8 protein-coding genes are annotated in these 14,567 nt (G+C 64.9%); 6 read left to right on the top strand and 2 right to left on the bottom strand.

What is annotated here, in order from left to right:
- The 4 genes from argJ to argF form a co-directional block, all read left to right on the top strand.
- Positions 1-2,069: bifunctional glutamate N-acetyltransferase/amino-acid acetyltransferase ArgJ (gene argJ / locus VF697_RS01575; protein WP_331091553.1), on the top strand; the 2,069-nt coding region annotated here is incomplete at its 5' end.
- A 24-nt stretch (positions 2,070-2,093) separates the two neighbouring features.
- Entirely contained in the window at positions 2,094-2,570 is a 477-nt protein-coding gene (gene argR / locus VF697_RS01570) for an arginine repressor (RefSeq protein ID WP_331091551.1), read from the top strand.
- Entirely contained in the window at positions 2,567-4,012 is a 1,446-nt protein-coding gene (gene argH, locus VF697_RS01565) for an argininosuccinate lyase (protein WP_331091549.1), read from the top strand. Before argR ends, argH begins: the two co-directional genes overlap by 4 nt.
- Entirely contained in the window at positions 4,009-4,914 is a 906-nt protein-coding gene (argF, locus tag VF697_RS01560; protein ID WP_331091547.1) for an ornithine carbamoyltransferase, read from the top strand. Before argH ends, argF begins: the two co-directional genes overlap by 4 nt.
- Before the next feature lie 34 nt (positions 4,915-4,948).
- On the opposite strand, the gene VF697_RS01555 is transcribed toward argF, so the two are convergent.
- Entirely contained in the window at positions 4,949-6,208 is a 1,260-nt protein-coding gene (locus VF697_RS01555; RefSeq protein WP_331091545.1) for a saccharopine dehydrogenase family protein, read from the bottom strand.
- A gap of 105 nt (positions 6,209-6,313) precedes the next feature.
- Between VF697_RS01555 and VF697_RS01550 the strand changes: the two genes are divergently transcribed.
- Entirely contained in the window at positions 6,314-7,321 is a 1,008-nt protein-coding gene (locus tag VF697_RS01550) for a tRNA-dihydrouridine synthase family protein (protein ID WP_331091543.1), read from the top strand.
- A 938-nt stretch (positions 7,322-8,259) separates the two neighbouring features.
- Positions 8,260-13,209: a Vps62-related protein gene (locus VF697_RS01545; RefSeq protein ID WP_331091541.1), complete on the top strand. Its 4,950-nt coding sequence runs from the start codon at positions 8,260-8,262 to the stop codon at positions 13,207-13,209.
- 514 nt (positions 13,210-13,723) lie between these two features.
- Here the strand turns inward: VF697_RS01545 and VF697_RS01540 are convergent.
- On the bottom strand, positions 13,724-14,266 hold the full coding sequence (locus VF697_RS01540) for a GNAT family N-acetyltransferase (protein ID WP_331091540.1): 543 nt from the start codon (positions 14,264-14,266) through the stop codon (positions 13,724-13,726).
- Between the last annotated feature and the right edge of the window lie 301 nt (positions 14,267-14,567).

The following is a 14,567-nucleotide window of genomic DNA, read 5'->3' as shown; positions in this document are numbered from 1 at the left end:
TACCGCTCGGCTTCTCGTTCTCCGGCATGCACGCCGGCATCAAGCCCCAGCGCAAGGACGTGGCGCTCGTCTACAGCGACACGCCCTGCTCGGCCGCAGGCTGCTTCACCCAGAACAAGGCCAAGGCCGCTCCCGTGCGGGACGCCGAGCAGCGCCTGCCCGCCTCGGGCGTCCAGGCCATCCTCGTCAACGCCGGCAACGCCAACGCCCTCACCGGCCCCGCCGGGCTGGAGGACGTGCGCACCGTGCTGGCCGAGACGGCTCGCACCCTCTCCGTGCCGCCGTCCGCCGTGCTGTCCGCCTCCACCGGCGTCATCGGCCACCGGCTGCCGGTGCATAAAATCGTCGCGGTGCTCGGCGCCCTCAAGGACGGCCTGCGCCCCGAGCCCGACGCGGCCTCCGAGGCCATCATGACCACCGACACGCGCCCCAAGCAGGTGTGGCGTCAGGTGCGCCTCGGGGGGAAGGACGTCGTCATCTCCGCCATCTGCAAGGGCTCGGGGATGATCCACCCGTCGCTGGCCACGGTGATCGCCGTCATCACCACCGATTGCGCCATCCAGCCGGGGCCGCTCGCCACCGCCCTGCGCGAGGCCGTCAGCGGCACCTTCAACAGCCTCACCGTCGATGGTGACATGAGCACCAACGACACCGTCTACGCGCTCGCCAACGGGCGCGCGGGCAACCCGTCCATCACCGATCCGGGCCCGGACCTGGACACCTTCACCGCCGTGCTGACGGACCTCTGCCAGGAGCTGGCCCGCTCCATCGCCGCCGATGGCGAGGGCGCCACCAAGCTGCTGGAGGTGACGGTGACGGGGGCCCCCACCCCGGCCATCGCGCAGGACCTCGCGCGCTCGGTGGCGGGCTCCACCCTGGTGAAGGCCGCCGTCTTCGGGGCCGACCCCAACTGGGGCCGCGTGCTGGCCACCGTGGGCGCTCGCGCCGGCACCCAGAACTACCCCGTGGATCCGTACCAGGCCCACGTCCGCATCCAGGGCATCACCGTCTATGACGGCGCCCCGCAGCCGCACGACCCCGCCGTGCTCAAGGCGCGCATGCGCGAGCCCGAGGTTCGCGTGGAGGTCCACTTCCCCGAGGGCGAGTCCACCGCCGTGGCCTGGGGGTGCGACCTCTCGTACGACTACGTGAAGATCAACGCGGACTACACCTCGCTCATCGTGCCGCGGCCGGACGGCGGCGTGGGCAAGGACGACCGGCTGGCCAACTACAGCCCCGCGTTCAAGACGACGCTGCTCGTCGAGGCCCTCTCGTACATCTCGCGCTTCCGCGGCAAGCGCTGCGTCATCCGCTACGGCGGCGCGGCCATGGTGAAGGAGTCCCTCAAGAAGTCCTTCTGCCGCGACATCGAGCTGCTGCGCTCGGCGGGCCTCCAGCCCGTTATCGTCCACGGCGGGGGGCCGGAGCTCACCCGCACGCTGGACAAGCTCGGCCTGCGCCAGGAGGGCTCGCTCATCACCGACGCCTCCGGCCTCAAGGTGGTGGAGATGGTCATCTCCGGCTCCGTCAACTCGGAGCTCGTCACCCTCATCAACCAGCTCGGGGATCGCGCGGTGGGCCTGTCCGGCAAGGACGGCGCGCTGCTCCGGGCCCGGAGGATTCCGGGTGAGGACGGGCGCTCCAAGGAGCACGTGGGCGAGGTGACGCGCGTCAACCACGAGTTCCTGGAGATGCTCCTGGCCCAGGGCTACGTGCCGGTCATCTCCCCCATGGGGCTGGGCGAGGACGGGCAGACGTATGACCTCGGCTCGGACGCGGTGGCCGCCGAGGTGGCCTGCGCGCTCAAGGCCCAGAAGCTCATCTACCTGCATGACGCGCCGGGCATCCTCAAGGGCGAGCAGCTCTTCAACGAGATCACGTCCTCGGAGCTGGAGGGCCACCTCGCGGCCAGCGCGTTCAGCGGCAGCATGCAGACGCGCGCGAAGCTGGCGCTCAAGGCGCTGGACAGCGGCGTGGAGCGCGTCCACGTCATCGACGGGCGCGTGCCGCACAGCCTCATCGCCGAGCTCTTCACCGACAAGGGCGTCGGGACGCTCGTCACCCGCTGAGTCCACGTCTTGAGGGCATTGAACGTGAGAACCAATGGAGACAAGGCGGCCCGCCAGGAGACCATCCGCCGCATCATCCGCGCACACGCGGTGGCCACGCAGGAGGAGCTCGGTCAACTCCTCGCCCGCGAGGGCTTCGACGTCACCCAGGCCACCCTCTCGAGGGACCTGGCGCAGCTCGGCGCCATGCGCGTGTCGCTGCCCGAGGGCGGGACGGTGTACGGGCTGGAGGACGCCCCTCCTCCCTCGGGCGAGGCGCGGCTGCTCGAGCTGGCGGAGATGATCCTCTCGATGGACGACAACGAGCTGTTGGTGGTGGTCCGCACCCGCCCGGGCTCCGCGCCCCTGGTGGCCTCCGCCATCGATCAAGCCCGCATCCCCGAGAGCCTGGGGACCATCGCCGGAGATGACACCATCTTCGTCGCCCCGGCCCGGGGGAAGTCGACCCGTACGCTGTCCAAGAAGTTGAAGGCACTCTTCGGAAAGGAAGAAACCCCGTGACGATTGCCAAGACGGAAGCCTCCGGCGGGACCGGTCTCCACCCCGAGGTACTGGCCTTCACCAGCTCGCTGGCGCTCGACAAGGCCCTCCTGAAGGAGGACCTGGTGGGAAGCATCGCCCACCTCACCATGCTGTCGCGCACGCGCATCATCCCCTCGGAGGACGCGCGCGCCATCCGCGAGCAGCTCGTGGCCCTCATGAAGGACTCCCGGGCCGGCACGCTCGTCCTCGCGGACGAGGAGGACGTGCACATGGCCGTGGAGGCGGAGATCACCCGCATTCTCGGGGAGCGCGCCGGCCTCCTGCACACCGCGCGCTCGCGCAATGACCAGGTGGCGTTGGACCTGCGCCTGCACGTGCGCGAGAAGGTGGCCGAGGCGCTCGGCGTGCTCGCGACGCTGCTGGACGGGCTGGCCGCCCGGGCCGAGGCGGAGCGCGGGACGATCCTCCCCTCGTACACGCACCGGCAGCGGGCGCAGCCCATCTCGCTGGCCTACCTGCTGTGCGGCTACGGGGCCATGTTCACCCGGGACGTGGACGCACTCGGCTTCGTGCTGGAGCAGGTGTCCTCGCTGCCGCTGGGCGTGGGCGCCATCGGCGGCACCTCGCTGCCCATCGACCGCGAGGTGACGCGCGAGCTGCTGCACTTCCCGCGTGTCACGATGAACGGCCTGGACACGGTGGGCGATCGCGACTTCACCATGGACTTCGCCTACGCGGCCATGCGCTCGCTGCTGCACGCCAGCCGCGTGGCCACGGACTTCTACGACTTCGCCTCGCCCGAGTTCGGCTTCGTGAAGCTGGACGGGGAGATCGCCTGCGGCTCGAGCATGATGCCGCAGAAGCGCAACCCGGACGTCTTCGAGCTCATCCGCGGCAAGTCCGGGCGCGCGGTGGGCAATCTCACCAACCTGGCCGTGCTCGTGAAGGGGCTGCCGGGCGGGTACAGCCGGGACCTGCAGGAGGACCGTCAGGTGCTGCTGGAGACGGGCCCGCTGCTCACGAGCGTGCTGTCCATGCTGCACCTCGCGTTGGGCAAGGTGCACTTCGACCGGGAGCGGTGCTTCGCGGCGGTGGAGTCGGACTACATGCAGGCCACGGACGTGGCCGAGGCGCTGGCGATGAAGGGCATTCCCTTCCGCACGGCGTACAAGGCGACGGGAGCGCTGGTGCGGGCGTGCCAGGAGCGTGGATTGCCGCTGGCCAAGGTGACGCTGGAGCTGGCACAGTCCGTGGACCCGCGCTTCGACGCCGAGGTGCTGAAGAGCGCGGATCCGCGGCGCGCGGTGGAGCGCAAGGCCAACGCCGGAGGCACCGGGCCGGCGTCGGTGGAGAAGCAGATCGCCGAGCTGAAGTCCCACGCGGCTCGGGCCTGGACGGCGGCCAACGCCATTCCGCGGCTCGACACCCTCTTCGATTCCCTGCAGGAGGCAGCACTGTGAAGCGCGATTTCCTGACGCTGGCCGACCGTACCGAGGCCGAGTACCGCGCCCTCTTCGACCGGGCCCACGCGCTCAAGGCGAGCCGCAGGCGCCACCAGCTGGTGACGACGCTGGCGGGCCGGCACCTGGTGCTGGTGTTCGAGAAGGCCTCGACGCGCACCCACCTGTCGTTCGAGGCGGCCATGTACCAGCTCGGCGGCACGGTCTCGACGAGCAACGCGGGCAGCAGCCAGATCGCCCGGGGCGAGACGGTCGAGGACACGGCACGCGTCATCTCCGGCTACGCGGACTGCATCATGTTCCGCACCTTCGGGGACGACCGGCTGACGGCCTTCGCGAAGGCCTCCTCGGTGCCCGTCATCAACGGCCTGTCCGAGGGCGGGCACCCGGTGCAGGTGCTGGCGGACCTGTTCACGGTGGAGGAGCGGCTGGGGAGCGTGAAGGGCAAGACGCTGGCGTTCGTGGGCGACTGCGCGAGCAACATGGGCCGCTCGTTCGTGGAGGCCACGCGCTACTTCGGCTTCCACCTGCGGCTGGGCTGCCCCGAGGGCTACCGTCCGGACGCGGCGCTGCTGGCCGAGGCCGGGGCCCGCGTCCACGTCACGGCGGATGCCTCCGAGGCGGTGCGGGGCGCGGACGTGGTGGTGACGGATGTGTGGACGAGCATGGGCCAGGAGGCCGAGTCCGCGAAGCGGATGAAGGATCTGCACGACTACCAGCTCAACGAGGCGCTGCTGGCCAAGGCGAAGCCGGGAGCCATCGTGCTGCACTGCCTGCCGGCGCACCGCGGCGAGGAGATCACCGGCGGGGTGATCGACGGCCCGCAGTCCGCGGTGTGGGACGAGGCGGAGAACCGGATGCACGTGCAGAAGGCGCTGCTGGAGCAGCTCATCCTGGGCTGACACCGGTCCCCGCCCCTCGCTGAGCTGAACGCGCTCAGGCGAGCTCCCGCACCTCGAACGTCATGCCCGCGCGGCGCAGGCGCTCGACGAGTCTCAGGCCCATGCTGGAGGCCGGGGTGAGGACGCCACCCTGGGCGGGCACCTCGTCGAAGGCGAGGCACAGGGCCGCCTCGGCGAGCATCCGTGACGTCGCCGCGTAGCCCGGGTCTCCCTGGGCGGCCACCTTCGCCTCCAGCCGCACGGGGCGCCCGCTCTTCGCGGACGTGCCCTCGCCCACGAGCCGCACCTCGAAGAAGCCGCGCTCGCGCTCCTCGGCGGAGGGACCCTCGCCCGGGGCGGGCAGCACCCGCTTCTCGAGCTGGCGCCGCACCAGGGGCACCGTCGTGGCCACCATGAAGGCGCCGAGCCCCGCGGACATGCCGGCGGCGGTGAGCATCCCCTTCACGCCGGGCGCGAAGCTGGAAACCTCGGAGTAGAGGAAGTCCTGGCCCCAGGGGTAGCCGAGCAGGGCATTGGAGCGCCGCACCACGCGCGTGTTGACGGAGGCCATCACGAAGGGTCCCGTCCACCGGCCGAGCTCCTGGCTGTAGCGCACGCCGAGCTGGTCGCGCTCCTCGGGGGTGCCGCGGCGCGGCTCGGGGTCGAGCGCATGGGGGTTGCCGAGCACGCGGCGCACGTCGCGGTCCGCCACGGACTCGTCCACGGCCTGCAGGAGGCTCGCCACGGTGCCCCCGCTGAAGCCACCCCGCATCTTCGTCACATGGAGGCGCACGCGGGAGCAGTACCCCCCGTGGTGCTCGCGCATGTGCTCTTGGAGCAGGAACACGCCCAGGTCCGAGGGGATGGAGTCGAAGCCGCAGGTGTGGACGATGCGCGCTCCCGTCTCGCGCGCCTGGGCGTGGTGGGCGTCGATCATCCGGCGCATCCACTGCACCTCGCCGGTCAGGTCGCAGTAGTCCTTGCCACCGCGGACGCAGGCGGCCACCAGCTCGCTGCCGTGGCGCGAGTAGGGGCCGACGGTGGAGATGATGACGCGCGTGCGGGCCACCAGGGCGTCCAGCGAGGCCGCGTCGCGCGCGTCCCCGAGCAGCACGGGAAGCTCGGCACAGGCGGGGTTGAGCGCGGCGAGCCCCGAGCGCACCTGCTCGAGCCGGGCGCGGTCTCGGCCAGCGAGGGCCCAGCGCGCCCGGTGGGCGTCCTGGTTCCTGGCGAGGTACTCGGCGACGAGGCGGCCGGTGAAACCGGTGGCGCCCCACAGGATGAGATCGAACTCGGCCTTCGAGGTGTTGGGCATGGGCGGGAGGGGTTTGCCCGGGTTTGACGCTGGGCGTCAACCTCCGCGTTGCTCCCCGGGCCCCCCCTCGCACGGCGTACCACCCTATGGCATGGAGTACTCCACATGTCGTCCGACGCCTTCACCGCGCTCTTCGCCGCCAAGCCCGTCCTGCTCGCCCCCATGGAGGACGTGAGCGACGCCATCTTCCGGCGCATCTGCCGCCAGCTGGGCGCGGACGCGTGCTTCACGGAATTCGTCAACGTGGACTCCCTGCTGCTGGGGTGTAGCCGCAGCGAGCGCAAGCTGAGGCTGGAGGAGGACGACCAGCCGACCGCCATCCAGATCTACGGCGCGAACCCGGCACGGCTGGTGGAGGCGGCACGCATCGCCGAGGCGGCGGGGCCGGCCTTCATCGACATCAACTGTGGGTGCTGGGTGCCGCGCATCGCCCGGCGAGGAGCGGGGGCGGGCTGGCTGCGGGATCCGGACGCCATGGTGGCCATGGCGGAACAGGTGGTGCGCGCGGTGTCCCTGCCCGTGACGGTGAAGACGCGCATCGGCTGGGGGCCGGAGGACCAGATGCCCATCGTGGAGCTGGCGAGCCGCCTGGAGCAGGTGGGAGTGCGAGCCCTCACCGTGCACTGCCGCACCGCGAAGATGGGCTACACGGGCACGGCGGACTGGCGCTGGGCGGGCCTGGCCCAGGCGGCGGTGCGCATGCCCGTGGTCGTCAACGGGGACATCCGCACCGCCGAGGACGTGCAGCGGGCGCTGGCGGAGACGGGCTGCGCGGGCACGATGCTGGGACGGGGCGCCATCGAGCACCCGTGGGTGTTCCGCGAGGTGAAGGCACTGCGCGAGGGCCGCTCCCCTACCCCGCCGACCCCTGCCGAGCGCCTGCGCCTGCTGCGAGAGCACCTGCTCGCCAACGTGGCCGTGCGCAAGCCGGGCTGGGGCGTGCCGTACACGCGTCGCTATCTGGCGGGCTACCTGCGTGACGTGGAGGGAGGCGCCGCCCTGCGCGCGCACCTCAACACCTCTGGAGATCTCGACGACTGGCTGGAGCGCATCACCACGCTGGAGGCGCGCGTGGTGGACTCCGCTCGCGGGGGTGCGCACCTGGCGGGGTGAGCCCCAACAGTGGTGGAAGCGGCGGGAATCGAAGCCGCTAACGGCGGAGCCGCCCCCACTCGGGACCAGAGGCCCGCCCCCCGTTTTCCTTCTAAGAATGGGGGCCCATCTGTCCGGGCGAGTCCAGGCGCGTCCATTCGGTTTGGTCCTTTTTTGGTCCCCTTCGGCCCTTCGTTGGCCGAGAGCAGCGAGCCCTACGGTCCTAAATCCATCTTTTGACGCCGATATGCGGACCTACTGCCTCCGAACCCCGAGGCCCCCACCAACCCGAGTTGCCTGCCGAGCCCCTGGCAGCCCCCACTAGCTTCAAGCTGCCAGCCGTCTGCAACCGCTCCCGACCCAGCAGCCGAACCCCTGAGCCCTCTAGGAGCTTGTCGGAGAATCGGCCCAAAACGTGTCCCACATACAAACCGTAGCGGTGCGTTCAACTCGCACTAGTCAACATGTAGCGGGTCATGGGAATAATCCGACAGGCTCCTAGCGCTGGGAGCAATGGCCGACTTTTGCCACGCTGAAAGCTCCACCTCTGCGCCCGTCGAGTCCTTCAACACCGCCCCCATCACCATCCAAGGCTCGGTGCCAATGTTTGCGAGTTCAAGTCTTACCGCCATGCGCCCTGGGTGGCTGTAGCTTTGGGCATCCTCTGTCCTGAGTGCGTTTGCCGGGTGCTGCTTCACGTCAGCCCCAATGCGTTTTGACTGAAGCATTCCTCCTCCACGCTCGAGCCATGCGGCCCCCATAAGCCCGCCGGGCTCTTTGCGCTCGGCCAGAAGCCGTGCCTTGTCCTCCTGACATAGGGGGCGAGCAGCACACGACAGCGCAGCAGGTCGAAGCTAGCTGGCGCGGCCGTACCTGGCCGTGATTGGTCAGCAGCCTCATCACCGCTACGTGTTATGCTCCTCATGTCCACGCTCAGTGGAACTCTGTAGGAGATTCATGTGAAAACAAGCACCTATCGGACCAATCTAATCTCCAGCCCCGATTTCCATAGCAGCGATTACAGCTCGGCTGCGGTCGTCTATCTGCTCGGAGATATTCCGGACCTCTTGGTCGTGGGCCCAGATCAGCAACTTCGGTTCCAAATCCGTCCGAAGGATGGCGATGGCCAGATTGTCATGGAGCAGGTTGAATCCACATTTCAGACGGCGGTGAAATGGGATGAGAACGCGACCTTTGAATATGATCCGAAGCTCCTCGCTGGCCGCTCCTTCAAGGTGACGTTCACCGATAAGTCTAGAGGGAACACTCAGACCATTACCATCCGTTCGCTGTCTCGCGAGTACCACCTGATACAGCGCATGGCCCCGATGCCGAACAAGTCGGCCTCCGCATTGCAACGAATCAGTGTGATTGAAGCCGAAGAAAAAAAGAATTTCAACGGTCGAGAGACGATCAAAACCCGGAGCGTCATGATCCGTGGCGTGAAGATCGTGCTCGCCGACAAGGGGAGTCCGGAGGAACAGGAACTCTGGAAGAAGGCCTGTATTGGCGATTCGAACATCGCCACGTTCAGCCTCTATGCCGATGAGGTGATCATTCGGAGCAAGATTGAACTGCCGCAGACCGACGTGCGAATCCACGCGCGGTATCTCCTCTTTGAGGAGAATGGCTGCATTGACACCACCCCGTGCGCACATACCGGCCGTGCCGAAGATACGGAGAATGGCCTCCCTGGCGCCAAGGCTGGCGACATCCTCCTCTGGGTTGATGAACTGGTCTGCCCCGAAAAGGGACATCGCTTCGTGTTGAACGGCTCCCAAGGTCAGGCAGCCGGCAATGGTAAGAGCCCAGACCCAACAGGTAGAAATAACCGCATGGACACGGTCGACCTCGACAAACACGCGTCGGATGAGGTTGACCGCAACAACCGCGCGACGCTGGGCAGATGGTTGCCCGTTATCTCTCACCAAGATCTCAACACATTGAAAGACCACGCCACCTACGTAGAGGTCTGGCAAATGAAGGATTTCGATGCAATAGAGAACTTCAGTCGCCGCCACCGCTTTTTTACTCCGAGACTCCCCAAGGATTGGCCACCCGAGAAAGCGCCTACGGACTCCGGCTCCAACGAATGGCGCGATTGGGCTCGCAATTACGACCGAAACAGGCTACCCACAGATTGGCATGAGCAGCGCACATGCGAATTCTATTTGCGTGGTGAACTCAAGAGAAAACTCACTTATGGTAAAAGGGACGTCTGGCCTCAAGATGGCATCAACGGCCACCCGCCTGGAAAGCCAGGCAATGGCGGTAATGGAGGAGTGCTGTACTCCTCTATCAACGGATTGGATCACCTCGTTCTGGCAAACGGTGCTTCTAACGGGGGGATAGGTGCACCTGCGGCCTCGCTGCCACCGCAGGAACCAAGAAAAGCCAAACGGGCCCGCATTTTCGTGAGCATGGACGTAACGGGACGCCGGTCTGAGGATTTCGGGTTGTCGAGTGAGAAACCTACCGCATGGGTTCAGTACTTCGACGAAAACGAGGGGAAAGATGCCCCTGCGGTTCCGAAATCCGAGTCTGGCGTTCCTAGTCAAAAAGGCGGGGTCGAGCACCGCATGCGTCACTGGATTCATCCCGAGATCGTCCGTGCGGTGATGAGCTATGCCCGTGAGCTTTGGATGAACGGACATGAAGCGGCAGCAGCCTCCTGGCTCCATCGGTATGAGAAGCTCATTGAGGTGGGCCAGAAAGATGCCGAATTGACCGACAATGAACGACTCGATCTGAGTTCACTCCGGATCGAGATGCTAGGCTATCTCGATCGCATCCAGAGCCATCTCGACTATTTTGGCTACCCCGCAGGCTGGTATCCCAGGATCTCGTTCGAGAACCTCGCCATGAACTTCGACACCGAGCGTGAGTTCGCTCTTCGCACGATGTTCCTCGCCTATTGGATTGAGCGCGGACGGCAGAATCGTGACGCGCTCCTATTACGCTTGGGGGAGGCGCGGGAGAAGCTGTTCACGGAGGCTAGAATGGCCCAGGCCGAGGTGACGGTGCTGACGCAAAGCCTGCCAAGTCTTGAGGAGAAGATCATAAAGCTCAAGGGGGAACTTGAGCAACTTGAGGAGGAACTCAAGGGACTCACCGACCGTCTGCTGCGGGAAGCGAAGCAGTACCTCCTTGCAGAGAGGAAGAGGAAGGCGCACATCCATTTGGTCTCGGGCCTGCTCTCGACGGCGCTCCAGGTTGTGCCCGTGGGACAGCCGCTTTTGGGTGCGGCGGGCTCGCTGCTCGTGAACCTCGCCACCTGTGATGCTCGTGGCGAGACCGCTGAGGAAGCCTTCTTCGCAAGCCAGGGCAAGCTCTATAAGGCGATGAGCCAGTACGGTGAATCCAAGCTCCTGGAGAAGGCGAAGAAACTCACGCTTGATGCTGAAATTGACGAAGGGAAGCATGCGTACGGACCGGAGAGTGTAGAGGAAGCGCAGGCCCGAAAAAAGAAAGGTAAGGCGGAACTCTACACCACCATTGGCAACGAACTCGTCAGTGCCACTTCTGAGTTCATTAAGTCAATCGAGCCGCTCAAAGCCTCCGCCACCGAGTTGGAAGCCAAGCTCGAGGAGGTCAAGAACAGCTCGCCTGATTTCAAGGATCTTGCCGAGAAGATCCTCAAACTCAAGAAGACGCAGACGGATGTCTTTGAACAGCTTACCCGCAACCGCATTGCCTTGGAGAAGGCTTGCGCCACCCTCGCCCAGAGTTCACTTGGTGCGGAGGCCCTCACCCGTCAACTCCAAGACAAACAAGCCACTCTCGATAGCTCCGTCCTGGCCGCCATCTGCGGTCTTAAGGAGCGAGCGATCAATCGGCTCAACCGGTATCAGTATTACATGGCGAAGGCCTACGAGCACAGAATGCTTGATTCGTGTGACGCGGTTGACTACCACCTGGACGAGCTCATCTCCAAGATGACCTCCATGCTTGAAGAGGCGGCATCCAAGTCCGAATCGAACAATGGACTTCCTTCCCAGCGCGCTCTCATCAAGAGCGAGGACTTCAAGCTGCTCGACACGCTTTATCAAGAAATCCTGCATAAGACGCGTGGCAAGATCATTGATGACTTCAACGCGAAAGGGGGGCAAATCGATAGAGAAATCTCTTACTCCTTGTCTGCCGAAGAATTGGACCGGCTCAAGAAGGATGGCAGGATTACCCTCAACCTGATGGATGCCGGCATCGTGTCCCTGGATGAAGAGAATATCCGGCTTCTTGATGCCCGGATCCACGATGACGAGGGAAAACCGATCGGCTTCTACTTTCGCGGGAGCTGTGAGTCCGTGGTCATCAAGTTCCACCACCTCGGGCGCGCTGTGATCCGCAAAAATGGCAGGCTCTTCTTCTTCGACAGTTCGACAGATGGCGGCAACGATATCTCTTGGCAGAGTACTTATTTGGATAGCACCAAGAAACTCGCACACAATCGTTTAAGCCGGCCGACAGAATCCTTACTCCGTTATCTCTTCGGCGACACCCCGGATCCTTCCGCTCATTTCGCGCAGCCGGGGGCGTGGACTGACCTCGAGATCTCGTGTGAGCCGAGCAAGGAGTCTCAGGACTTCCGCATTGAGCGGCTCGAACTCTGCTTCAAGATCTCCGCCGCAAGTGCTGGTAGCATCAAAGATCCGGAGTATGCCCTTGATGTCCGGGGGGTGGGAGGACTGAATCCGTTCATCTCATGCTCTGAGATGGACCAGAACGGCGCCAGGGATGGTTGTAGCGACTTTGTTCGTATCTACAAGAAAAACACTACGATGGTGGAGTTGGTGGCGCCAAAGGAATGGGAAGGCCGGCGTTTTCTGCGGTGGTCGGTAAGGAACATGAGAGATCGGAATTACGAGGACTCAAAATCAGCGAGCCCGATGCTCCAACTTCCCATGAATGCAAGCTGGCGTGTGTACCTTCACTACGACAACGCGTTCAGGAAGAACTGGTCACTTAGCAAGAAGCAACTTTTTGAGCATGATTGCGCTCATGATACTGGAGGGGCTCGGCTGGAACTGCGGAGGACCTACTTATTCCAGAAGATTGGAGATGACTCGGGGAGTTCGGCTTGGAGTAACGTCTCCATCTACAAGCCCAAAGTTCCCAAAGGCTGGTCATGGCTCGGCCACGTGGCGGTGCCCGGCCACACCAAGGAGCCCGATGCCGCGTTGATTCTCAAAGACCTAACGCCTGGCGCCGTGGCTCCACCAAAGGGCTTCATCCGTGTCTGGTCGAAGGGTACATCCTATACCTGTTGGAGGATCGAAGCGCCGCCTGGGTTCCGAGCGCTCGGGTGCATCATGCGCATGAACAAGACCGGGCCTGACATGCCACTGCCGGAGGAGATCGAGGGAGTGGTCTGTGTCCATCAAGATCTGGTAGCGGACGCAGAGATCGATGGGGGTTCCATCTGGACAAACAAATTATCAGGGACTTCCACGAAATGCAGCCTGTGGCGTGTGCGCCCGAAGAGTGGAGCGGATGTACTCACGGGGACTGTTTATGCCTTTGGGGCTCACCAAGTGCCGCAGGATGCCCAACTCTTGACGTTAAAGCGCACGAGTCGCGGAAATGTTCTGCGCGCGGGGAGTTCATTGAGGGCTGAGCAGTGCCTGAGTTCGGCCAACGGTCTTTACCATTTTGTCTTTCAGACTGACGGGAATGCTGTTCTCTTCCATGGGAATAACATCCGGTGGCAGAGCAAGACCAGTGGAAAGGTCGAGGGTGGCCAGATGACGCTCACCATGAGCGGACTTCTTGTCATACACGATGCCTCTAATAAGGAGATCTGGCGCGCGCCCGAACCTTATGTGGGTCAACGATTGGAGTTGCGGGACGACGGGGTACTAGCGATGTGCCAATACGATCAGGAAACTGACCTGCGAACTTTGCCTCGGTAAGGCTGTACACGCCCTGCGCCATGCGCCCTGGCCTTCAGCCAGGGTCTCGCGCGAGGGGGGCGGTGCGAGAGATTCATCACGCCCTGCCTCTCCTTCACCTCCCTTCTCTTGGTGCTCCAGGCACGATGGTTGTGTAGTGTCAATAGGTGTGCTCGGTGTTCCTCGTCCCGGAGCACACGGCCGGTACCCGTCCGGAGTTCGACGTGGTGGTAGCGGCTTGAAAAAGAAAACCCCGGCACGCCTGATGGCGACCGGGGCCGTGCTACATCCCTTGCTACAGCCTCCCGGAAAGCTGAGTCCTTTCCGGGAGATACAGAGTGGAGGCGGCGGGAATCGAACCCGCGCAGGCGGTGCGAAACTCCCAGCAGAATCGCGCCCTTACCTCGCAACCGTCCGGAATGCTTGGGAGTCGCTATCCCGCCGCGTCCCCTCCTGTCCCGCCCCGTTCCAGCCCATTCCGCAGGCTCCGGCGACATACGTGCAACATGGCGAGGGGGAGGTAAAGACCAACGATTCAGAGCGCGAGGGCAAGCACGAGATCGCGCTGCGGGTCGTTCCCCAGCAGGAAGCGCATCTCGCCCACTTCGGTGAATCCCCAACGCGAGTAGAAGGCCAGCGCGCGGGCATTGCGCTCCCACACTCCCAGCCACAGCACGTCATGCCTCCGAGCGCGCCCCTCCTCCAGACAGCGAAGCATGAGCGCGGCCCCCGCCTTGGCTCCCAGGAAGGGCCGGTCCACGTACAGGAGGGACAGGTTGAGCGGGCGCTCGGCCTGCACGCCCTGCTCGCAGGCTCCGTCGCGCAGCAGGGCGAAGCCGGCGGGGACTCCGGAGACCTCCGCCAGCAGGTACAGGTTGCTCGGATCCTTCAGCTCCGCTTCCTGGATTTCCGGCCGGTAGTGCGAGGCGAGGAACGCCTCCACGTTCTCGGGGGTGTTGTCGGCGGCGAAGGTGTCTCGGAACGTGCGCGCGCCGAGTTCCGTCAGGGTCGCCGCGTCCGCCAACGTCGCGGGGCGGATCCTCACAGCGTGCGCGGGGTGCGTCTCGGCGGTCGTCATCGGCGCGCACTCTAACAGAGAGGGCGCGCGGTGGGAGACTGAGCAACCGTCAGCCGGGGAAGGTGTCCGGGGAAGGTGTCAAAGACTCGTTCCGACACCTCGCCGACTACAAATCGTCTGACACCTTTCCCGTGCTCATTCGTGGCTGTCTGGGCGCGCTGTCATACTCCGAACGACCCCGCCAGGATCCGCTAGGCCCTAGCTCCAAGGGAGGACCCGGCCATGCATCTCCGAGCGTGCATCGCACTTCTGCTCTTTCTCTCGGCCTGTACGACGACACCGCCCACCCCAAGAGCGCCAG

The organism is Archangium sp. (genome assembly GCF_036388035.1).
Lineage (GTDB): Bacteria > Myxococcota > Myxococcia > Myxococcales > Myxococcaceae > Archangium.
This window is presented reverse-complemented; position numbering and strand designations above follow the sequence as displayed.

What these genes read in the sequence shown, in the direction of transcription:
- VF697_RS01540 (WP_331091540.1), bottom strand. Translation starts at nt 14,266, where the DNA reads ATGACGACCGCCGAGACGCACCCCGCGCACGCTGTGAGGATCCGCCCC.
- VF697_RS01550 (WP_331091543.1), top strand. Translation starts at nt 6,314, where the DNA reads ATGTCGTCCGACGCCTTCACCGCGCTCTTCGCCGCCAAGCCCGTCCTG.
- VF697_RS01555 (WP_331091545.1), bottom strand. Translation starts at nt 6,208, where the DNA reads ATGCCCAACACCTCGAAGGCCGAGTTCGATCTCATCCTGTGGGGCGCC.